This is a genomic window from Mesorhizobium sp. P2_C7 (genome assembly GCF_056404515.1).
This window is the reverse complement of the sequence record NZ_JBFUDW010000008.1, coordinates 47,714-68,718: the sequence shown is the minus strand read 5'-3', so window position 1 is coordinate 68,718 and position 21,005 is coordinate 47,714. Positions and strand designations below refer to the sequence as shown.

The following is a 21,005-nucleotide window of genomic DNA, read 5'->3' as shown; positions in this document are numbered from 1 at the left end:
TTAAGCCCGATGAAGGCAGCATCCAAGTTTCTGAGCGCCGCGTCCGCGGTGACCCTGTCTGCGGCCCTTGTGGTGCCAGGCGCGCTCGCAGTGCAGTTCGTTGCCACATCGGCGGCCGAAGCCGCTGTCGTCAGCAGAGTAGAAGTGAGCGGCAACCAGCGTATCGACGCTGAAACCATCCGCAATTACATCACCATCAAGCCGGGCAAAGCCTTCTCCAGCTCCGATATCGACAGCGCGGTCAAGGCGCTGTTCGGCACCGGCCTGTTCTCGGATGTGCAGATCAATCAGGTCGGCTCGACGCTGGTGGTCAAGGTTGCCGAATACCAGGTCGTGAACCAGGTGCTGTTCCAGAACAACAAGAAACTCAAGGACAACGCGCTTGAGATGGCGGTGCAGTTGAAGCCGCGCGGAACATTTTCGCAGGCGACGCTCGACTCCGACGTCGAAGCGGTCAAAGCTGCCTACAGGCGCATCGGTCGTGACGATGTGACTGTGACCACGCAGGTCATGCAGCTTGGCGACAACCGCGTGAACGTCGTCTTCAACATCAGTGAAGGCGACCGCACTCAGATCGCGGCGATCAATTTCGTCGGCAACAGCGCCTATTCCAGCCGCCGCCTGTCGGATGTGATCAATACCAAGCGTTCGTCCTGGGTTTCCTTCATTCTGCGCGACGACGTCTATGACGACGACAAGCTGCGCGCCGACCAGGAGCTGCTGCGCCGCTTCTATTACAATCACGGCTATGCCGATTTCCAGGTCGTGTCCGCCGTCGGCGAACTCGACAGTGCGACGAACAAGTACACGGTCACCATCACCGTCCAGGAAGGCGACCGCTACACGTTCGGCGATGTCAGCGTCGAAAGCACGATCCCGGAAGTCGACTCGAAGTCGCTGGAATCGGTGGTCGAGACCCGCAAGGGCGACGTCTACAATGCCAAGGACGTCGAGGACACCATCATCGCGCTGACCGAGAAGGTGGCCGGTTCCGGCTATGCCTTCGCGCAGGTGACGCCGCGCGGCGACCGCAATTTCGAGAACCACACCATTTCGGTGGTCTACACCATCGACCAGGGCACCAAAGCCTATATCGAACGCATCGAGATCCGCGGCAACGACCGCACGCGTGATTATGTCATTCGCCGCGAGTTCGACGTCAGCGAAGGTGACGCCTTCAATCAAGTTCTCATCCAGCGCGCGAAGAAGCGCCTGGAAAACCTGAATTACTTTGAAAAAGTCGATATCTCGACTGTTCCAGGTTCGCAGCCTGACCAAGTCGTGCTGGTGGTCGACGTTGTCGAAAAATCGACCGGCGAATTCTCGGTCGGCGCCGGCTACTCGACCGGTGGAGACACGGCGGGTCCGTCCATCGAAGGATCGATCACCGAGCGCAACTTCCTCGGCCGCGGCCAGTTCATCAAGCTGTCAGCAGGCGGCGGCAAGAATTCGCGCGACTACAGCCTGTCCTTCACCGAACCCTATTTCCTCGGACGGCGCATCGCCGCCGGCTTTGATATCTACCAACAGACCCGGAACTACGATCACTACGATAGCGAGACCACGGGTGCGACGGTACGCTTCGGTCTGCCGATCACCAACAGTATCTCGACGCAGTTGGCGTACAACATCGCACGGGAAAAGTACGAGTACGACTCTGGTTGCGATGACAATGGAGACGGCGTGCTGGGCGACTGCGATGTTTCGCAGGCGATCGTTCAAGGTATCGAGGAAAGCCCCTGGATCAAGTCGTCAGTCAGCCTGGGGCTGGTCTACAACACCATCGACGACATGAAGAACCCGCACGAAGGCATCTATGCCACAACGACGGCCGAATTTGCCGGCCTCGGTGGCGATGCCAAGTATGTGAAGCTGACTGGGCGCGGCAGCATCTATCAGACGCTTTCAGAGCAGTTCGATCTGGTTGGCCTCCTCTCGGCTGGCGCAGGTCATGTCGAGGGTTACGGCGGCGACGGCGGTTTGCGTATCTTCGATCAGTTCCAGAGCACCGACCGCATGATCCGTGGTTTCGAATATGGCGGCATTGGCCCTGTGGACAGTGTTACGGGTGACCATCTCGGCGGCACGACTTATTTCAATGCCTCGGCCGAAGCCCAGTTCCCGCTGCCAGTCATTCCGGAGAGCTTTGGGCTGCGCGGCGCGGTGTTCGCGGACGCAGCAACGCTCTATGGCACCAAGATCGAGAATGCGGCTGTCACCCAGACGTCGACTGATCTGAAGCTGCGCGCCTCGGTCGGCCTCGGCTTGATGTGGGCATCGCCGTTCGGTCCGATCCGTATCGACTATGCGATCCCGGTCAAGAAGGAAGCGACCGACAACGTGCAGGAGTTCAATTTCGGCATATCGACCCGCTTCTGATCGACGGCCAACGATGCTCCCGGATTTTTCAGGTCCGGGAGAGATGTTCCGACCTAGCTGGATATAGCTTCTGGAATGACCGATCCGGTGTTCTTCGCGCCATCACGCCGGTATACGGCGGGCGAAGTCGCGAATCTGACCGGCTCGGTGCTTGTCGATTCCGGCCAATCCCATATCTCGATCGAGGCGCTCGCGCCGGCCAATGAGGGCGGCGAGAATGCGCTCGTTTTCGTCGATGGCAAACGCAATTCCGCGCTGATGCTGTCGCTGCGAGCGGCCGCGGTCCTGTGTCCGGCGGAATTCGCCAGCAAGGCGCCGGCGGGCATTGCGGTTCTCGTTCATCCGCGTCCGCAACAGGCCTTCGCGCTGGTCGGCCGTCTGCTCTTCCCGACGGCCGCGACACCGGGACCAATGACCAGTGAAACCGGTGTCTCGCCGCATGCTCATATCGATCCGACCGCGCATGTCGAGGCAGGAGCTGTCATCGAGGCAGGTGCCGTCATCGGGCCGGGTGCTTCGATCGGCGGCGGTACCGTCATCGCGCCCAACGCGGTCATCGGACAATCCTGCCAGATCGGCCGCGACGGCTATGTCGGTCCAGGCGCCAGCATCCAGTATGCCTTGATCGGCAACCGCGTCATCATCCATGGCGGCGCCAGGATCGGCCAAGATGGTTTTGGCTTCGTCGGCGGCGCCAAGGGACCCGAACGCGTGCCGCAGGTCGGCCGTGTCGTTATCCAGGACGATGTCGAGATCGGCTCCAACACCACCGTCGATCGGGGCGCCATGTCCGATACGATCATCGGCCAGGGCACCAAGATCGACAATCTCGTACAGATCGCCCATAACGTCCGTATCGGCCGCAATTGCATAATAGCCGGGCTTTCGGGTATCTCGGGTTCCGTGATCGTGGGTGACAATGTCACCATGGGCGGCGGCGTCGGGCTTGCGGATCACCTGACCATCGGGTCTGGGGCCAAGCTCGCCGCCAGAAGTGGGTTTATGAGCAATGTCCCTGCAGGCGAGATCTGGGGTGGTTATCCGGCACAGCCGATGGCGGAAGCCATGCGGGAGATAGCCATGCTGCGCAAGCTCGCCAGGACCCGCAAACAGGGCGAGGGAGGCAATGGCTGACATGATCGCTTCGACGACGCTGGAAGCGGTCGACATTATGGGGCTCATGAAGCTCCTGCCGCACCGCTATCCGTTCCTGATGATCGATCGCATCGTCGACATCGATGGCGACGAGTCCGCCGTCGGCATCAAGAACGTGACCATAAACGAGCCGCATTTTCAGGGCCATTTCCCCGAGCAGCCGGTGATGCCGGGAGTGCTCATCGTCGAGGCGATGGCGCAGACGGCCGGCGCCATCTGCATCCGCAGCCTGCGCACTGAAAAGCCGTCATTGGTCTATTTCCTGACCATCGACAATGCCAAATTCCGCAAACCGGTCGTTCCCGGCGACCAGTTGAGGATCCATGTCAAGAAAATCAAGAAACGCGGCAACCTGCTGAAATTCGCTTGTGAAGCCATGGTCGACGGCGCCAAGGCGGCCGAGGCCGAGATTTCAGCCATGATGGTCACCAGCGACTGACGATCGAATGCTTATGAATATCAAGACATCCATTCATGCTTCCGCTGTCGTGGAGGAGGGCGCCCAAATCGGTCAAGGCGTGCGCATTGGGCCGTTTTGTCATGTCGGCGCCGATGCGGTGATCGGCGACGGCGTCGAACTGGTCAGCCATGTCTCGGTGATGGGCGCGACCACCATCGGTGCCTCGACCAAGGTCTACCCGATGGCGATACTGGGCGGGCCGCCGCAGAACACCAAGCACAAGGGCGGCCGCACCACTTTGGTCATCGGCACGAACTGCACGATCCGCGAAGGCGTGACCATGCATCTCGGCACCGATTCCAGCCGCGGGGAGACGACGATCGGCGACAATGGCAATTTCCTTGCCTACGCCCACATCGCCCATGATTGCGTCGTCGGCGACAATGCGACGTTCGCCAACGGAGCGACGCTGGGCGGCCACTGCGAGGTCGGCAACAACGTCTATATTGGCGGACTGACGGCGGTTCATCAGTTTGTCCGTGTCGGCGACAATGCCTTTCTGGGCGGCTGCTCAGCGATCGTGGGCGATGTCATTCCCTATGCCATCGCGGTTGGCAATCGCGCCAGTCTGCGCGGCCTCAACATCATTGGCCTGAAGCGTTCTGGCCTGCCGAGGTCCGAAATCCATGTGCTGCGCAAGGCTTACAAGATGATCTTCGATCGCTCTCGCACCGTTGGCGAGAACATCGAATTCGCCAAGGCCGAATTCGCGTCGTCGCCGACCGCCATGAAGATCGTCGATTTCATCACCAGTCGCGGCAAGCGGCATTATGCGGTGCCGTCGCTCAAGGGCGGCGATGGCGACGATGTCGATGACGAAGGCTGAGACCGCGGCAGCCGGTCTTGATCTCCCATCGGGCGCCAGGGTCGGCATCATCGCCGGCGGCGGCAGCCTGCCGGTCGAAGTCGCGGCCGGTGCGGCGCAACGAGGCCATCCTCCCTTTGTCATCCTGATGGAAGGCGAGGTGGACCGCATGGCGGAGCTCTCCCGGTATGAGCATGAAAGCCTCGCTCTGGAAGGTATCGGCTCGCTGATACCCTTGTTGAGGCGGCACCGGATTACCCACCTGGTGCTTGCGGGCGAGATCAAGCGCAGGCCACGATTGCTTGCGCTGCGGCCCAGTCTCAGCCTGCTCGCGGTGATTCCCCTGGTGGTCATGGCGCTGGCGCGTGGCGACGATGGCTTGCTGAAGGTGGTGGCACGAGGTCTCGAAGCACGAGGCATAAAGATCGTCGGCGCCCACGAGATCGTGCCAGACCTCGTCGCCGCCGAGGGTGTCCTGACCAAGGCCTCGCCACGCAAATCGGACTGGCTCGACATCGAGGCAGGCCTTGCAGCGGCAAAGGCGATTGGGGCGCTGGATATTGGCCAGGCGGCGATCGCAGTCGGTGGCCGCACCATTGCGCTCGAAGGCATCGAGGGAACAGCCGGACTGCTTGATCGCGCGAAGCTGTTGCGTGGCCACGGCCGTATCGCGGGCAAGACCCGCGGCGTGCTGGTCAAATGCGCCAAGCCTGGCCAGGAACTGCGTGCGGATCTTCCTTCCATCGGTCCGCAGACGATCGAGGCGGTACATGCGGCCGGGCTTGCCGGCATTGCCGTCGAGGCGGGACGTTCGCTGGTTCTCGAAGGCCCTGAAACCGTCGCGCGCGCCAACGCCCTCGGCCTGTTCGTCATCGGTCTGCCTGCCGCTACGGAGCCGCATCATGCCTGACAGGGCATTGAAGATTGCGATTGTTGCCGGCGAAGAGTCGGGCGATCTGCTTGGCGCCGACATCGTGCGTTCGCTCAAGCAGGCTACCAGGCGCGAGGTGGAGCTCGTCGGCCTCGGCGGCCGCCATTTGCAGGCGCTGGGACTGACGTCGCCATTCGATGCCGGCGAGATCGCCCTGATGGGTTTCAGCGCCATCCTACGCGACCTGCCACGCCTGATGCGGCGGATCAACCAGCTGGCCAAAACCGTTGCGGACGAGAAGCCCGATTGCCTCGTCACTATCGACAGTCCTGACTTCTCGTTGCGCGTCGCCAGGAAGGTGCGTGGGGCCAATCCGTCGATCCCGATCATCCACTATGTCTGCCCAAGCGTGTGGGCATGGCGGCCGGGCAGGGCGGTGGCCATGAAGCCCTATGTCGACCATGTACTCTGCATCCTGCCGTTCGAGGTGAAGGAACTCGAACGACTGGGCGGCCCGCCCGGAACCTATGTCGGGCATCGCCTCACCCATGATGCAGGCGTGCTCGGTGCTGCCAAGGCGCAGGATCTGCCGCGCGATCTTGCGTCTCCGGATCGCGTCAAGACACTGCTCGTCCTGCCTGGTTCGAGGCGCGGCGAGGTGCGACGGCTGCTTGAGCCGTTCGGCGAGACGGTGTCGATGCTGCATGCGCGCGGGCATCGCCTGCGGCTGCTGCTGCCGACCGTCCCGCATGTCGCCGACCTCGTCAGGGCCTCGGTCACACGGTGGGATGAGAAACCCGAGATTATCCTTGATACCCAACGCAAATGGCAGGCCTTCGGCAAGGCCGATGCGGCGCTGATCGCGTCGGGGACGGTATCGCTGGAGCTGGCGCTGGCCGGTGTGCCGATGGTCTCCTGCTACAGACTCGATCCCGTCGCGCGCGTCGTGGCGCCTTACCTGTTGTCCGTCTGGTCGGCGCTGTTGCCCAACCTGATCGCGGATCGGGCGCTGGTCCCGGAATTCTATAATGAGTACGTCAAGCCGAACAATCTGACCCGGCAACTGGAAGCGCTGTTCGCCGACAGCGGGATGCGCGCCTGGCAGAAGCAAGGTTTTGCCGAGATTACCCGGCGCATGGCGACCGACAAGCCGTCCGGCGAGATCGCGGCGGGCGTCGTGCTTCGTCACATAAAAAAAGCGCCCTGACGGGCGCCTTTCTCAATCCGGAAAGCCTCGATCACCGCTTGGCGATCGGCACGTAGTCACGCTCCGGCGCACCGGTATAGAGCTGGCGCGGGCGGCCGATCTTCTGGCGCGGGTCCTCGATCATCTCCTTCCACTGCGCGATCCAGCCGACGGTGCGGGCGACCGCGAACAAGACGGTGAACATCGTGGTGGGGAAGCCCAGCGCCTTAAGCGTGATGCCGGAATAGAAGTCGACATTCGGGTAGAGTTTCTTCTCAATGAAATAGGGATCGGTCAGCGCGATCTTTTCCAGCTCCATGGCGATATCGAGCAGCGGATCGTCCTTGATGCCGAGCTCGCCCAGCACCTCATGCGCCGTCTTCTGCATGATCTTGGCGCGCGGATCGTAGTTCTTGTAGACGCGGTGGCCAAAGCCCATCAGCCGGAACGGGTCGTTCTTGTCCTTGGCGCGAGCGATGAATTCCGGGATGTGGTCGACATGGCCGATTTCGCCCAGCATGTTGAGCGCCGCTTCATTGGCGCCGCCATGGGCCGGGCCCCACAGGCAAGCGATGCCGGCGGCGATGCAGGCGAACGGGTTGGCACCCGATGAGCCGGCAAGACGCACGGTCGAGGTCGAGGCGTTCTGCTCGTGATCGGCATGCAGGATGAAGATGCGCTCCATGGCGCGCGCCAGCACCGGATTGATCTTGTACTCCTCGCACGGCACGGCGAAGCACATATGCAGGAAGTTGGCGGCGAAGTTCAGCTCGTTCTTCGGGTAAATGAAGGGCTGGCCGATATGGTATTTGTAGGCCATCGCCGCGATCGTCGGCATCTTGGCGATCAGCCGCATGGAGGCAACCATGCGTTGGTAGGGGTCGGAGATGTCGGTGGAGTCGTGATAGAAGGCCGACAGCGCGCCAACCACGCCACACATCACCGCCATCGGGTGCGCGTCGCGGCGGAAGCCGGTGAAGAAGCGCGACATCTGCTCATGCACCATGGTGTGGCGCGTCACGCGGTAATCGAAATCGTCCTTCTGCGCCTTGGTCGGCAATTCGCCATAGAGCAGGAGATAGCAGACCTCGAGGAAGTCGCCGTGTTCGGCCAACTGGTCGATCGGATAGCCGCGGTGCAAGAGGATGCCGGCGTCGCCATCGATGAAGGTGATCTCCGACTCGCAGCTTGCTGTCGAAGTGAAGCCGGGATCGTAGGTGAAGGCGCCGGTGGTGCTGTAGAGCGAGGCGATGTCGATGACATCAGGCCCGACCGAGCCGCTTCGCACCTTGAACTCGTGCGTCTTGCCGGCGAATTCAAGCGTTGCCGTGGCCTCGTGGGTGTTGCCGCCCAAATCCAGTTTTTTCGCAGCTTCGGTCATTGCAAACTCCTTCTTGTTTCCTCATGCCGGCAAAGGCAAAATTCCGCAGAGCGACACGTCGAAATCACCGCAATGCGCGTATTCGCCACCGCATTCTAGGAGGTGCGTGCCAGATTGGGCCAGGGCCTAATGTTGCACTGCGAAACGCGCCTTTCAATGCCAATCTTCTTGGGCCAGTTCGCTCCTAATCGATTTGATCTGCTATGCGCGCCAGGCTTTCCTCGCGGCCGAGCACGGCAAGCACGTCGAACACACCCGGCGAGGTGCTTTTGCCAGTCAGGGCGGCGCGCAAAGGCTGGGCCACGGCGCCAAGCTTGTGGCCGCCGGCCTGCGCATAGTCGCGCACCGCGGCTTCAGCCGCAGTGGCCGTCCAGTCACCTGACAGGGTTGTCAAAGCTTCGTGAGCGCCGCGCAGGATCTTGCGCGCGTCTTCATTGAGCAGCAGTGCCGCCTTGTCGTCGACCGGGAGCGGCCGGGTGGCAAACAGGAAGGCGGCGCCGTCGACAAGTTCGACCAGTGTCTTGGCGCGCTCCTTCAGGCCGGGCAGCGCGGCCAGCAGCTGCGCCTTGTTCCTGTCGTCGAGGCGCGCGGCCATCGCCGGTCCCCCCTCGAGATAGGGCAGGGTGGCGATGAAGATGTCGAACAGCTCAGCATTGCTCATGCGGCGCATATGGACGCCGTTCAGCGCCTCCAGCTTGGCGAAGTCGAAGCGGGCGGCGCCCTTGTTGACATCGCCGATGTCGAACCAGGAGATCATGTCCTTGATCGACATGATCTCGTCGTCACCGTGGCTCCAGCCGAGGCGCGCCAGGTAGTTCAGCAACGCCTCCGGCAGGTAGCCCATGGCGCGATAGGCCTCGACGCCGAGCGCGCCGTGCCGCTTCGACAGCTTGGCGCCATCGGCGCCGTGGATCAGCGGGATATGCGACATGGACGGCACGTCCCAGCCCATGGCGTCGTAGATCACCGTCTGGCGGGCGGCATTGGTCAAATGGTCGTCGCCACGGATGATGTGGGTGACGCCCATGTCGTGGTCGTCGACGACGACGGCATGCATATAAGTCGGGTTGCCGTCCGAACGCAGGATGATGAAGTCGTCGAGATCCTTGTTGGGGAAGCGCACCTCGCCCTGGACACGGTCGTGCACCACCGTCTCGCCCGCGGTCGGCGCCTTGATGCGGATGGCGCCCTTGGCGCCTGCGGGCGCCTCGGAGGGGTCCCGGTCACGCCAGCGGCCGTCATAGCGGGGCGGCAGGCCCTTGGCGCGTGCTGCCTCGCGCATCGCCTCGAGCTCAGCAGGCGTCTCGTAGCTGTAATAGGCCTTGCCCATGCGCACGAGCTCCTCGGCCACCTCGCGATGACGCGGCGCGCGCTCGAACTGCGAGACGGCCTCGCCATCCCAGGAGAGGCCGAGCCAGGAAAGCCCGTCGAGAATGGCTGCGGTCGCGGCATCGTTGGAGCGCTCGCGATCGGTGTCCTCGATGCGCAGCAGCATCGTGCCGTCAGTGTGCTTTGCGTACAGCCAGTTGAACAGCGCCGTGCGCGCGCCGCCTATGTGCAGGTAACCGGTGGGCGAGGGGGCAAAACGGGTGACGACCTTGTCGGACATGAAACTCTCGGAAACCATCTGAAGCGGGGTGTGGTTGCGCGGACTTTCGCGCGTTGCGCGTTCATGTAGCATAGGGTGTCGAGGGCGCAAGGGGCAGACCCGATGGCTGGACGGGGCCGGGGCTCGGATCAGGGCGAGGACGCCGCTATTGGCGTCAGCGAACGGTCCCTGTTTGCGACGCCGCTGCCGGCTGCGTTACCGCTGCCATCACCTCTCGCGCCGGACCCCGGCAACCCGCCGTTGCAAGCGGATGTCTCCGCCCCCGCTCCTGTTGCCGAAGTTGGCAGGATCGTGCGCGTGCGCCGGCAACTCGGCCGGATATCGCTGCCTCGGCTGCGGCACAGCGTGGCCACGGCAGCGGGCCTGGAGCTTGATCGAGGCGTAGCCTTCCTGCTGGTGCCGGTCTGTCTGGCGATCGGAGCGATCGGCTATTTTTCGCTGACGGTGGAACCTGATTTTGCGAAGCCTGTCGCGGTCGTCGTTCTGACGGGGCTCTGCGCGTTCGTCTCGCGTTCCAGGCCGAAAGCCCATCTTTGTTTCATGGCTGCGGTGCTGTGCACGCTCGGCCTGCTCGCCGGCAAGGTCGAGACATGGCGGGCGGGAACGCAGTTGCTGGGTTCGGAAATCTCGGCTCAAGTGACCGGCCGCGTCGTCTCGCTTGACCGAATGGAGTCCGGCCGCATCCGGCTGACCATCGACGTGACGTCGACAGCCAGGCCGAAATTGCGGTATGCGCCGGAGCGGGTTCGGCTTTCGGCACGAAAGATCCCGGCAGAGATAACCGCAGGCTCGCTGGTCACCGGCTACGCCAAGCTGTTGCCGCCCACCGGCCCGGTGCGGCCGGACAGCTACGACTTCTCCTTCGACAGCTATTTCGCCGGCATCGGCGGCAGCGGGTTTTTCCTCGGCAATCCAAAGCTTGTCGCCGGCAATGACGACGACATGCCGCCATCGGCCCGCCTTGCCTCGGGGATAGAAAATGCCCGCGAAGCCATCGCCGACCATATCAGGGGCAGTGTCGGTGGCGCCGAAGGCGAGATCGCGGCGGCGCTGATCGTCGGCGTGCGCGCCGGCATTCCCGATGAGATCAACGAAGCGATGCGGCGCACCGGCATCTACCACGTCATCTCCATTTCAGGGCTGCACATGGCGCTGGTCGCAGGCACCATCATGATGCTGATGCGCAGCGCCTTTGCCCTGTTTCCGGACTTTTCCGCGCGCCGGCCCGTCAAGAAATACGCCGCGGCCGCCGCCCTTTTCTCGATCGCCGCCTATCTTGTCATCTCAGGCGTCGTCGTTGCCGCAGAGCGCAGCTTCATCATGCTGGCGGTGATGCTGATTGCCGTGCTGTTCGATCGGGCGGCGCTGACCATGCGCAACCTGGCGGTCTCGGCGATCGCGGTCATTTTGGTGTCGCCGCATGAAGTGGTCGGCCCAAGTTTCCAGATGTCGTTCGCGGCGACCGCGGCGCTGGTCGGTGCCTATGCCGGCTGGTCTGATCATCGTGCGGCGAAAACGAAACCGCCGCCGCCACGGCGATCTCTGCCTGGCTTTCTCACCAGAAAATTCCTGTTGGCGATGGGCGGCCTTGCCATGACCTCCATCATTGCCGGCTCTGCCACGGCGCTGTTTGCCATCTGGCATTTTCAGCGGGTGTCGCCGCTCAGTCTGTTCGCCAATCTGGCCATCATGCCAATCGTCTCGCTGGTTGTGATGCCTTTCGCCGTCCTCAGTGCGCTGGCGATGCCCTTTGGCGCCGATGGCCCCTTTCTTTACGTGATGGGCAAAGGCCTGACGGTGATGATCGCCATGTCCGGATGGATTTCCGAGCGCTCGCCGGTCGACGCGGTCGGGTTGATTTCGCAGCAGTCCGTCCTGCTGGTGGCGATTGCCTTGGTCATTGCAACGATGGCCACGACATGGCTGCGGCTCGCAGCCCTTCCGTTCGCGCTTGCCGGCCTGTTGACCGTCTCGGACACGCGCGCACCGGACGTGCTGATCTCGGAGGACGCCCGGCTGGTTGCGCTGCCGATCGGGGGTGGCGAACTCGCCGTCAGCCGGGCACGCCCGAACGAATTCACGGTCGACAACTGGAAACGCGCGCTGACATCCGAAACCATCGTCATGCCGGAGGTGTTCAGCAAAGGAGACGGGCAATTCGAGATAGCCGATGCCGCCGAACTGCCGTCGGGCGCGCCTTTCTATTGCACATCGGGCGTTTGTCTCGCCAAGCATCCGTCCGGTGCGATCATCGCGCATGTCGAAGACCGAAAGGACGCCTGGACGGCCTGCGGCTTCGCCGACCTGATCGTCATCAATGACGCCACGGCCTATGACCCCTGTCACAATCCGCTGGTGCTCGTCATCACCAAGCGACAACTGGCTCGCAAGGGTAGCGCGGCCGTCTTCTTCGATCGCCAATCGGCGACCACGCCTGCGACGATCAGCTTCGCGGTGGACAGCCCAAACCGGCCCTGGCACACGCAGCGCAAGTTTTCGCGCGAGGCGAGGGGCCTGCCACCCTACCGCAAACCCGAAAAGCCGGTCGCAAGCCCTGCTCAGTAGCGCCTGATCAGCCCGACGAGCTTGCCTTGCACCTTGACCCTGTCCGGTCCGAAAATGCGGGTTTCATAGGCCGGGTTGGCGGCTTCGAGAGCAATCGAGGCACCCTTGCGGCGGAACCGCTTCAGCGTCGCTTCCTCTTCATCCACCAGCGCCACGATGATCTCACCCGGGCTGGCTGTATCGGCATTGCGGATGATGACGGTATCGCCGTCGAAGATGCCGGCCTCGATCATCGAGTCGCCCTTGACCTCCAGGGCATAGTGTTCGCCGCCCATGATCATGTCCGGCGGCACCGAGATCGAATGCGTCTGGTGCTGGATGGCGTCGATCGGCACACCGGCCGCGATGCGTCCCATGACCGGGATCGACACGGCGGAAACCACGTCGTCGTCATTGCCGGCCGAAGGCATCCGCGAAGACGCCGGCTTGAGTTGCCGGCCAAGGCCGCCTTGACCGAGGCTGCCCTGGATGACGCTTGGCGAGAACTTCTTTGCCGCGTTGAGGCCTGGCGCGATCGAATCCGGTAACCGCAGCACTTCCAACGCGCGCGCCCGATTGGGCAGGCGGCGAATGAAGCCGCGCTCCTCCAGCGCCGTGATCAGCCGGTGTATGCCGGATTTGGAGGCAAGGTCGAGCGCTTCCTTCATCTCGTCGAAGGATGGCGGAATGCCGCTTTCCTTGAGCCGTTCATGAATGAACATCAGCAGTTCGTGTTGTTTGCGCGTCAGCATGGCAGCCCCCAGGATACCCAAAACCAGAATCGGAAAAACAAACCCAGAACAAACACTATCTGTTCCAGTTGTGTTCCGCAACCGTTTAAAGTTTAATGAACTTGTTAAGGCGGCTGAAATTATTCGGCGCCCCGGCAGTGGGTCGCGATCGACGCATGCCTGCCACCGCCGAGCGCTTGGTTGGATTGAAATTGCTATGGTTAATGGCCTGTGGCCCACCCTGTGTCGGGCTTGGCCTCGGCTAACGCTGGAGCTCGACAAGCGGGCTCGGTTCACTTCACCGGTCGTGGCTCCCGTGAACGAAAGGGAGCCAAAATGCCAACTTTGGCGGAGGAATTGCCGGTATCGGCCTTGCCTTGTTCCTCGTCGCATTACCGCTTGTTTGTGCTGCCGTCGCCGGCATGGACATAGACATGCAGCGTGTAGCCGATGTGGGCAACCATCAGGGTTTTCGCGCGCTCGATGTCGCGATCCAGCGCCGCTTCCATGAGCGCGGTATGATGTTCGATCGCGACGGCCTGGCGCAGCGCCTCCATGGCCTCTTCGTAGCCATGCTGGAGACCGGCGGCCGCCCGCAAGGTTGGCGCCAGGCCAAGAAAGCGGTGATGGCGACGCAACTGATCCGCGATCGTGGAGTGGAAGGCCAGCAGCCAGGGGGACGCCGCCGCGCTGAGCAGTGCCGCGTGGAAAGCCTCGTGCTTTTCATCCCATTCGTCGACCACTTCGTCGGACGGGTCGTCGACCGCGGTCCTGCTGCGCGACAGCCTGTAATGGGCGGCAACGACGGCGTCCTCCCATTCACGGCCGCCTTTCTCGATCGATTCCTGGAGCAGAGGCAGTTCAACCACCAACCTGGCGCGTGACAGATCTTCCAACTCGTTGCGCGAGACCGCGGCGACGGCAAAGCCGCGATTGCTGATGGCGGTCACCAGGCGCTCGGCCTCCAACCGCGAGAGTGCCTCGCGCAGCGGTGTCCAGCCGATGCCGTAGCTGTTGCGCAACGCGCTGAGCTTGAGCGGCGCGCCGGGCTTCAGACGGGTGGTGAGGATATCGCGGCGCAGCAGCTTGTAGGCTGCTTCTGTCTTCGAGAAGTGCTCGTCGTCCAGCATTGCCGACCATCCGTACCAATTGGTCGGGTGATTATATATGAAATCCTTCCATTGCGTAAATTATATATAATGTTTGACAACACCCAAGGGACTGCCCATGATCGCCAACGGTTTCACCTGATATGTTCATCTGAGCACGCCCATGCGCGGGGATAGTCGACCATGAATGCAACTCCCGATCTCGCTGCAATCGAGGCGATGGACGCCGCGGACCCGCTGCGCGCCATGCGCGATCGTTTCGTCTTGCCGCAAGGGGTGATCTACCTCGACGGCAATTCGCTTGGCGCGGCTTCACCCGCCGTCTTCGACGAACTGAACAAGGCCGCGACACAGGAATGGGCGCAGGATCTCATCCGTGCCTGGAACACCGCCGGCTGGTTCGACATGCCGGTCGAACTCGGCGACCAGCTCGGACGCCTGATCGGCGCCGCGGCCGGCCAGACTGTGGTCTGCGATACGACGTCGATCAATATCTACAAGGTGCTGCATGCGGCGCTCGCAATGCGGCCGGATCGGTCGGTCATCGTCGCCGAGGGCGACAGCTTCCCAACCGATCTCTACATGGCCGAGGGCGTAGCTTCGACGCGGCCCGGTGCGGTCCTGCGGCTCGAGGGCGTCGACGCGCCTGACATCGAGGAGCTGATCGATGAGCGCGTCGCCGTTATCCTGGTCAACCACGTCAACTACAAATCCGGCCAGTTGCGCGACATGGCGGCGCTGACGCGCAAGGCCCATCAGGCCGGCGCGCTAATCGTCTGGGATCTCTGCCACACTGCCGGTGCGCTGCCAGTCGAACTCGACGGCGCCAATGCCGATTTCGCCATCGGCTGCACCTACAAGTACCTCAATGGCGGCCCGGGTTCGCCAGCCTTCATCTATGCCGCACAGCGGCACCATGGTGATGTCTATCAGCCGCTCAGCGGCTGGTGGGGGCATGCGCGGCCGTTCGCCTTCGAACAGGGCTATGCCGCCGGCATCGGCATCCGCCGGTTCCTGTGCGGCACGCAGCCGGTGCTGTCGATGCGGGCGCTCAAGGGCGCGCTTGACCTGTGGAACGACGTCGATATGACCGCGGTGCGCCAAAAGAGTATCGCGCTGACCGACCTGTTCATCCAACTGGTCGAAGCTAGGTGCGGCGCCTACGGGCTCGAGCTTGAAAGTCCGCGCAACGGCAAAGAGCGCGGCAGCCAGGTGTCATTCATCCACCCCAGCGGCTACCAGGTGATGCGGGCCTTGATCGAGCGCGGGGTGATCGGCGATTTCCGCGCGCCTTCGACCATCCGCTTCGGCTTCACGCCGCTCTATGTCGGCTACAAGGATGTCTGGCAGGCGGTCGAGGTGCTGGAAGACATCCTGCGCACGGGTGCCTGGCAAGACGCGCGTTTCGCGGTCAAAACCGCGGTGACCTGAGAAGCTAGAGCCGGGTGCGAACTGTCCAGAGTTCCGGAAACAGGACGACCTCGAGAATCTTCTTCAGGTAGGACGCACCCGACGTGCCACCGGTGCCGCGCTTCAGGCCGATGATGCGTTCGACCGTGGTTACGTGGTTGAAGCGCCAGCGGCGGAAATAATCCTCGAAGTCGACCAGTTTTTCAGCCAGCTCGTAGAACATCCAGTAGCGCTGCGGGTCGCGGTAGACTGTCTGCCAGGCGACCAGGACCGCTTCATTCTCGGTGCGCGTCTCACGCCAGTCGGTACGGTTGGCGTCAGCACCGATGTCGAATCCGTTGCGGGCGAGCAGCAGCAGCGCTTCGTCGTAGAGCGACGGTTCGGCCAGGATCGCCTCAAGCTTCCCGCTGAGGTCCGGCCGGTGCTTGTGCGGGCCGAGCATGGCGAGGTTGCGGTTGCCGGCCATGAACTCGATGGCGCGATACTGCCAGGACTGGAAACCCGAGGATTGGCCGAGCGCGTCTCGGAACTCGGTGTATTCGCTGGGTGTCATCGTCCGCAGCACGTCCCAGGCGTTGTTCAACTGCTCGAAGATGCGGGCGACGCGCGACAGCATCTTGAAGCTCGGCTCGAGGCGGTCGGCGCGGATCGAGCGGATCGCGGCACCGATCTCGTGCAGGGCAAGCTTCATCCAGAGCTCGGAGGTCTGATGCTGGATGATGAACAGCATCTCGTCATGCGCCGACGACAGCGGCGTCTGGGCTTCCAGCACTTTCTCCAGGTGCAGATAGTCGCTGTAGGACATGCGCTCCTTGAACGACATCTGTGCGCCTTCGGACGCCGGATCGTATGGTTCGCTCAACTGATTTTCTCCGTGCGCAGCCGGAAGCGCTGGATTTTGCCGGTCTGCGTCTTGGGCAACGCAGCAATGAACTTCACGGATCGCGGGTATTTGTAGGGCGCGATCGTCGCTTTGACATGGTCCTGCAGGCGCTTGATGGTCATCGCGTCACGTGCCACACCTTGCACCAACACAACATGCGCCTCGACGATCTGGCCGCGTTCGGCATCCTCAGCGCCGATGACAGCGCATTCGGCGACGTCCGGGTGCGCCAGCAGCGCTGCCTCGACCTCGGGGCCGGCGATGTTATAGCCGGCGCTGACGATCATGTCGTCGGAGCGGGCGGCGAAATGGAAGAAGCCGTTTTCGTCCTGGGTGAAGGTGTCGCCGGTGAGGTTCCAGCCGTCGCGGACGTATTCCTTCTGCCTGTCGTCGGCCATGTAGCGGCAGCCGGTCGGGCCGCGCACCGCCAGCCTGCCGGTCGCGCCGCGCGGCACCTCGTGCATCTGGTCATCGACAATGCGAGCCTCGTAGCCTCCCACCGGCTTGCCGGTCGACGCAGGCTTCATATCGTCGAAGCGGTTGGAGATGAAGATGTGCAGCATTTCAGTGGCGCCGATGCCGTCGAGGATCGGCTTGCCGGTCTTCTGCGTCCACTCCTCGAAGACCGGAGCGGGCAAGGTCTCGCCGGCCGAAACGGCGACGCGCAGCGATGACAGGTCGGCACCCTCATCCATGGCCTTCAGCATGGCGCGATAGGCGGTCGGCGCGGTGAAGGAGATGGTCGCTTTGTAGGTCTCGATGATGTGGATCATGTTGGGTGGCGTCGCCTGTTCGAGCAGCGTCGCCGCCGCACCGAAGCGCAGGGGAAAGATGGCGAGGCCGCCAAGGCCAAAGGTGAAAGCCAATGGCGGCGAGCCGACAAAGATGTCGTCTGGCGTCACCTGGAGGATTTCGCGGGCATAGGCGTCGGCGATGATCAGGAGGTCGCGGTGGAAATGCATCGTTGCCTTCGGCACGCCTGTCGTGCCCGAGGTGAAGCCAAGCAGCGCGACGTCGTCGCGGCCAGTGTTGACGGCGCTGAAAACGACCGACTTGTCGAGGGTGGCGCGATCAAGTTCGGCATCATGGTTGGCGGTGCCGTCGAAGCCGATGACCTGCTTGAGGAACGCGCTGTCCTTGGCGCAAGCGGTCATCTCGTCCATCAGCCTGGTGTCGCAAAGCGCGATCGTGATTTCCGCCTTGTCGACGATCTTGGCGAGCTCGCCGGCGCGCAGCATCGGCATGGTGTTGACGACCACGGCGCCGACCTTGGTGGCGGCCAGCCAGCAGGCGACCATGGCGGGGTTGTTGGCCGAGCGGATCAGCACCCGGTTGCCCGGCTTGACGCCGTAGTTTTCGACCAGCGCGTGGGCCAGCCTGTTCGTCCAGTCGGACAGTTCCTTGTAGGTGCGGCGGCGGCCATTGCCGATCAGCGCGGTGTGGTCACCCAGGCCCTTCTCGACCAGCCTGTCGGTGAGTTCGACGCCGGCGTTGAGATGTTCGGGATAGTCGAAACCGTCTAGCAGGAAGTCCGGACATTGCTCCGGCGGCGGCAGGTGATCGCGCGTGAACGTGTCGATATGCGCTGAAGGCCCAAGCATGTCGCCGCTATCCTGTCTGCTGCCTGGCCAGTGCGCGAGGCGCCTGGCTTATTGGGGTGGATCTCAAGGTCCTGCTTTTGAGGAGGTTTTTGTGTTGCCAGTCGCACCTTGCTCGACACGACCCAAAAGGGCCGACATCTCCAAGTTTGGGCAGCACAGCAGACCTCCCATTGTCGGCTGTTCGTGACGGCAGGATCGCACCAGTCGAAATTTGTTTCAAGCCTAAAATGTTTTTGCCATGGAGCATTGACGCATGGCGTGGCGGTGGCCATTGCTAGCGCAGAAACGATGCCGTTTTGGGGGAGGATGCCGATGCCTAGACATCGCATTGCCGATTGGGACAATGCCTACGCCAACAGCGCGAACATCGCCGGCAGCGACCGCTGGCCGACCGCGTGGGTGGAGCCGGCGCAAGCGTTTCGTGACGCGCTTTCGTCAGAGGGCCGGGCACGGCTCGACATCACCTATGGCGGCGGACGGCGCAATCGCCTTGATCTTTTCCTACCCAGTGCCACACCCAAGGGATTGGTGGTGTTCATCCATGGCGGTTACTGGATGGCGTTCGACAAGAGTTTCTGGTCGCATCTCGCCAACGGTGCCGTCAGCAGCGGCTTTGCCGTGGCGATGCCCTCCTACACGCTCTGTCCCGAAATCCGCATCGCCGGCATCGTCCAAGAGATCGGCGAGGCGATCGGCAAGGCGGCAGGACTGGTCGACGGGCCGCTGATGTTGACCGGCCATTCGGCCGGCGGACATCTCGCCAGCCGCATGGTCACGGCGACAACGCCGCTGTCGGCCGATGTGGCGCGGCGCATACGCCACGTCGTTTCGATTTCGGGCCTCCACGACCTGCGCCCGATCATGCGCACCGAGATGAACGCGACACTGGCAATCGACGAGCAGGAGGCGCTGACCGAAAGCCCGGCGCTGTTGCGTCCCATGGATGGTGCCCGCATCACCTGTTGGGCCGGTGGTGGTGAACGCGCGGAGTTCCTGCGCCAGAACGCCTTGCTTGCCAATATCTGGACCGGCCTCGATGCCACGACCTCTACCGTGGTCGAGCCCGACCGGCACCATTACAGTATCGTTGACGGCCTCGCCGATCCGGCGCATCCACTGACCCGGACCTTGATCTCGGAATAGAGACGAGTCCAGTTTTGGCTTGTTATCGATGGCTTGTTTGGCGAATCTTCAGCGTAACATCAGTACGCTGCAAGCTTCGCCAGCGGTCGCTGCTGGGGCAAATGGTGCCCGCACGATCAGCCCGTTGGCGTCAGCCAGCATTCTCAGCATCGAAGAATCCTGTATGCCGAACGGCGTCGCCACCGGCCCGCCGTCTTCGTCCCGGACCACCGCCCGCACATAGTCCTGGCGCAAATCATTGGCCGGCATCGCAGCGCCCAGTCGCGCCGGACGAATGTCCTGGCGGTGTTCGCGGCCGCCAAGTCGCGCCAGCAGTGGCTTCAGGAACAGCTGCGAGCAGACCAGGCTTGCCACCGGATTGCCGGGCAGGCCGATGCATCTGATGTCGCCGAGGCGGCCGAACATCAGCGGCTTGCCGGGGCGCATGGCGATCTTCCAGAAGCCGAGCGTCATGCCTTCGCCGGTCAGCACGTCGTGGATCAGATCATGGTCGCCGACCGAGGCCCCGCCCAGCGTGACGATAACGTCCGCGCCGGCCGCGACCGCCTTCCGCACCAACACGGCGATGGCCTCCTTGCGGTCGGCGGCAATGCCGAGATCGAGCGCACGAGCGCCGACCGACTGCGCCGCCGCGGCGACACCATAGGCATTGGACGAGATGATCTGGTCCTGCCCGAGTTCGCTGCCGGGCGGCAACAATTCGTCGCCGGTGGCGATGATGGCGACCAGCGGCCGTTTCACCACGTTGACCCGTGGATGGTTGGCCGACGCCGCCAGCGACAATGCCGCCGGATCGAGCACGCGGCCTTTTTCCAGCAGGACGTCGCCTTTCGAGAAGTCGAGGCCGACGCGGCGGATGTTGCGCCACTCCGCCGTCCGTTCGATGACTTCGACATCACCACCACCGAGGTCGCGGACATTCTCCTGGATAACGATGGTGTCGGCGCCTTCAGGCAGCGGCGCACCGGTGAAGATACGCACAGCCTGTGCCTTGCCGACCGTGCCGTCAAAGCCACGCCCGGCAGGCGCCATGCCGATCACGGAAAGTCTGGATGGCACCGACGCCACATCGACGGCGCGCACCGCGTAGCCATCCATGGCTGAAGCGTCGAAAGGTGGCTGGGTGCGGAGCGCTGCGACCGGTTCGGCCAGCACACGGTCAACAGCCTCGAACAGCGGAACGCTTTCGCCCGCCAAAGGTGCTGCACCCTCAAGCAGGCGTTCGAGCGCCTCGGCGACCGGAACCAGCGCCATCAGGCGTCCACTCTGTAGTCGCCCGACTTGCCGCCGGTCTTTTCGACCAATCGGATGCCGGAGATGACCATGGCGCGGTCCACCGCCTTGGCCATGTCGTAGATTGTGAGGCAGGCCACCGAAGCGGCTGTCAACGCTTCCATCTCGACGCCCGTCTTGCCGGTGACACGCGCCAGCGCCGTGACCTTCAGGCCAGGCAAAGCTTGGTCGGGCTCGATGTCGACGGAAACTTTCGTAAGGAGCAGCGGATGGCAGAGCGGAATCAACTCATGCGCTTTCTTCGCCGCCATGATGCCGGCGATGCGCGCAGTGCCAAGCACATCGCCCTTCTTGGCGTTGCCCTCGAGAATCATGGTCAGCGTCTCGGGCTGCATCGCGACAAAACCCTCGGCAATTGCGGTACGCGTCGTCTCCGCCTTGTCGCCGACATCGACCATGTTGGCCTCGCCCTGCGCGCCGAGATGGGTGAGGGCGACCGCCATCG

At 63.0% G+C, this 21,005-nt stretch carries 17 protein-coding genes; 9 read left to right on the top strand and 8 right to left on the bottom strand.

Annotation, left to right across the window (positions count from 1 at the left end; translation table 11 throughout):
* The first annotated feature begins 9 nt into the window (after positions 1-9).
* From bamA to lpxB, 6 genes are all read left to right on the top strand, one after another.
* Positions 10-2,379, top strand: a complete 2,370-nt coding sequence (bamA, locus tag AC1D2G_RS18055; protein ID WP_477304147.1) for an outer membrane protein assembly factor BamA — start codon at positions 10-12, stop codon at positions 2,377-2,379.
* 75 nt (positions 2,380-2,454) lie between these two features.
* Positions 2,455-3,513, top strand: coding sequence for a UDP-3-O-(3-hydroxymyristoyl)glucosamine N-acyltransferase (gene lpxD / locus AC1D2G_RS18050; RefSeq protein ID WP_184874162.1), 1,059 nt, complete (start codon positions 2,455-2,457; stop codon positions 3,511-3,513).
* Complete coding sequence (gene fabZ, locus AC1D2G_RS18045; protein WP_095081436.1) at positions 3,506-3,973, top strand: 3-hydroxyacyl-ACP dehydratase FabZ; 468 nt, start codon at positions 3,506-3,508, stop codon at positions 3,971-3,973. Before lpxD ends, fabZ begins: the two co-directional genes overlap by 8 nt.
* Before the next feature lie 13 nt (positions 3,974-3,986).
* Positions 3,987-4,820 carry an acyl-ACP--UDP-N-acetylglucosamine O-acyltransferase gene (gene lpxA / locus AC1D2G_RS18040; protein ID WP_477415691.1) on the top strand — a complete coding sequence of 278 codons (834 nt, stop codon included), beginning with the start codon at positions 3,987-3,989 and terminating at the stop codon, positions 4,818-4,820.
* Entirely contained in the window at positions 4,807-5,709 is a 903-nt protein-coding gene (locus AC1D2G_RS18035) for an LpxI family protein (RefSeq protein ID WP_457152565.1), read from the top strand. The genes lpxA and AC1D2G_RS18035 overlap by 14 nt, the downstream gene beginning before the upstream one ends.
* The gene (gene lpxB / locus AC1D2G_RS18030; RefSeq protein WP_457152566.1) at positions 5,702-6,877 is read left to right on the top strand and encodes a lipid-A-disaccharide synthase; all 1,176 of its coding nucleotides are present in this window, start codon (positions 5,702-5,704) and stop codon (positions 6,875-6,877) included. Before AC1D2G_RS18035 ends, lpxB begins: the two co-directional genes overlap by 8 nt.
* 31 nt (positions 6,878-6,908) lie before the next feature.
* Here the strand turns inward: lpxB and gltA are convergent, their stop codons facing one another.
* Together gltA and gltX are read right to left on the bottom strand one after the other, a co-directional pair.
* On the bottom strand, positions 6,909-8,237 hold the full coding sequence (gene gltA / locus AC1D2G_RS18025; RefSeq protein WP_095081430.1) for a citrate synthase: 1,329 nt from the start codon (positions 8,235-8,237) through the stop codon (positions 6,909-6,911).
* Positions 8,238-8,421: 184 nt separating this feature from the next.
* Positions 8,422-9,846 carry a glutamate--tRNA ligase gene (gene gltX, locus AC1D2G_RS18020; protein WP_477415689.1) on the bottom strand — a complete coding sequence of 475 codons (1,425 nt, stop codon included), beginning with the start codon at positions 9,844-9,846 and terminating at the stop codon, positions 8,422-8,424.
* Between the two features lie 102 nt (positions 9,847-9,948).
* Between gltX and AC1D2G_RS18015 the strand changes: the two genes are divergently transcribed.
* The gene (locus tag AC1D2G_RS18015) at positions 9,949-12,411 is read left to right on the top strand and encodes a ComEC/Rec2 family competence protein (RefSeq protein WP_477415687.1); all 2,463 of its coding nucleotides are present in this window, start codon (positions 9,949-9,951) and stop codon (positions 12,409-12,411) included.
* Here AC1D2G_RS18015 and lexA read toward each other — a convergent pair.
* Positions 12,405-13,142 carry a transcriptional repressor LexA gene (gene lexA, locus AC1D2G_RS18010; protein ID WP_095081425.1) on the bottom strand — a complete coding sequence of 246 codons (738 nt, stop codon included), beginning with the start codon at positions 13,140-13,142 and terminating at the stop codon, positions 12,405-12,407. The genes AC1D2G_RS18015 and lexA overlap by 7 nt on opposite strands.
* A gap of 371 nt (positions 13,143-13,513) precedes the next feature.
* Positions 13,514-14,251, bottom strand: coding sequence for a GntR family transcriptional regulator (locus AC1D2G_RS18005; RefSeq protein WP_477415685.1), 738 nt, complete (start codon positions 14,249-14,251; stop codon positions 13,514-13,516).
* 162 nt (positions 14,252-14,413) lie between these two features.
* Here AC1D2G_RS18005 and kynU point away from each other — a divergent pair, with 162 nt between their 5' ends.
* Entirely contained in the window at positions 14,414-15,661 is a 1,248-nt protein-coding gene (gene kynU, locus AC1D2G_RS18000; protein WP_477415683.1) for a kynureninase, read from the top strand.
* 4 nt (positions 15,662-15,665) lie between these two features.
* Here the strand turns inward: kynU and kynA are convergent, their stop codons facing one another.
* Both kynA and AC1D2G_RS17990 read right to left on the bottom strand, forming a co-directional pair.
* On the bottom strand, positions 15,666-16,502 hold the full coding sequence (gene kynA / locus AC1D2G_RS17995; RefSeq protein WP_477415681.1) for a tryptophan 2,3-dioxygenase: 837 nt from the start codon (positions 16,500-16,502) through the stop codon (positions 15,666-15,668).
* Positions 16,499-18,124, bottom strand: coding sequence for an AMP-binding protein (locus tag AC1D2G_RS17990; protein WP_477415679.1), 1,626 nt, complete (start codon positions 18,122-18,124; stop codon positions 16,499-16,501). The genes kynA and AC1D2G_RS17990 overlap by 4 nt, the downstream gene beginning before the upstream one ends.
* 312 nt (positions 18,125-18,436) lie before the next feature.
* On the opposite strand from AC1D2G_RS17990, the gene AC1D2G_RS17985 reads away from it, so the two are divergent.
* Positions 18,437-19,267, top strand: coding sequence for an alpha/beta hydrolase (locus AC1D2G_RS17985; protein WP_477415678.1), 831 nt, complete (start codon positions 18,437-18,439; stop codon positions 19,265-19,267).
* Positions 19,268-19,315: 48 nt separating this feature from the next.
* On the opposite strand, the gene AC1D2G_RS17980 is transcribed toward AC1D2G_RS17985, so the two are convergent.
* Both AC1D2G_RS17980 and moaC read right to left on the bottom strand, forming a co-directional pair.
* A complete protein-coding gene (locus tag AC1D2G_RS17980) occupies positions 19,316-20,521 on the bottom strand; it encodes a molybdopterin molybdotransferase MoeA (RefSeq protein ID WP_477415676.1) in 1,206 nt (401 codons plus the stop codon).
* Positions 20,521-21,003, bottom strand: coding sequence for a cyclic pyranopterin monophosphate synthase MoaC (gene moaC / locus AC1D2G_RS17975; protein WP_477415674.1), 483 nt, complete (start codon positions 21,001-21,003; stop codon positions 20,521-20,523). The genes AC1D2G_RS17980 and moaC overlap by 1 nt, the downstream gene beginning before the upstream one ends.
* Between the last annotated feature and the right edge of the window lie 2 nt (positions 21,004-21,005).

Excerpts from the sequence above, each read along its gene's own strand:
- bamA (WP_477304147.1), top strand. The coding sequence starts at position 10 with ATGAAGGCAGCATCCAAGTTTCTGAGCGCCGCGTCCGCGGTGACCCTG.
- lpxD (WP_184874162.1), top strand. The coding sequence starts at position 2,455 with ATGACCGATCCGGTGTTCTTCGCGCCATCACGCCGGTATACGGCGGGC.
- fabZ (WP_095081436.1), top strand. The coding sequence starts at position 3,506 with ATGGCTGACATGATCGCTTCGACGACGCTGGAAGCGGTCGACATTATG.
- lpxA (WP_477415691.1), top strand. The coding sequence starts at position 3,987 with ATGAATATCAAGACATCCATTCATGCTTCCGCTGTCGTGGAGGAGGGC.
- AC1D2G_RS18035 (WP_457152565.1), top strand. The coding sequence starts at position 4,807 with ATGACGAAGGCTGAGACCGCGGCAGCCGGTCTTGATCTCCCATCGGGC.
- lpxB (WP_457152566.1), top strand. The coding sequence starts at position 5,702 with ATGCCTGACAGGGCATTGAAGATTGCGATTGTTGCCGGCGAAGAGTCG.
- gltA (WP_095081430.1), bottom strand. The coding sequence starts at position 8,237 with ATGACCGAAGCTGCGAAAAAACTGGATTTGGGCGGCAACACCCACGAG.
- gltX (WP_477415689.1), bottom strand. The coding sequence starts at position 9,846 with ATGTCCGACAAGGTCGTCACCCGTTTTGCCCCCTCGCCCACCGGTTAC.
- AC1D2G_RS18015 (WP_477415687.1), top strand. The coding sequence starts at position 9,949 with ATGGCTGGACGGGGCCGGGGCTCGGATCAGGGCGAGGACGCCGCTATT.
- lexA (WP_095081425.1), bottom strand. The coding sequence starts at position 13,142 with ATGCTGACGCGCAAACAACACGAACTGCTGATGTTCATTCATGAACGG.
- AC1D2G_RS18005 (WP_477415685.1), bottom strand. The coding sequence starts at position 14,251 with ATGCTGGACGACGAGCACTTCTCGAAGACAGAAGCAGCCTACAAGCTG.
- kynU (WP_477415683.1), top strand. The coding sequence starts at position 14,414 with ATGAATGCAACTCCCGATCTCGCTGCAATCGAGGCGATGGACGCCGCG.
- AC1D2G_RS17990 (WP_477415679.1), bottom strand. The coding sequence starts at position 18,124 with ATGCTTGGGCCTTCAGCGCATATCGACACGTTCACGCGCGATCACCTG.
- AC1D2G_RS17985 (WP_477415678.1), top strand. The coding sequence starts at position 18,437 with ATGCCTAGACATCGCATTGCCGATTGGGACAATGCCTACGCCAACAGC.
- AC1D2G_RS17980 (WP_477415676.1), bottom strand. The coding sequence starts at position 20,521 with ATGGCGCTGGTTCCGGTCGCCGAGGCGCTCGAACGCCTGCTTGAGGGT.
- moaC (WP_477415674.1), bottom strand. The coding sequence starts at position 21,003 with ATGGCGGTCGCCCTCACCCATCTCGGCGCGCAGGGCGAGGCCAACATG.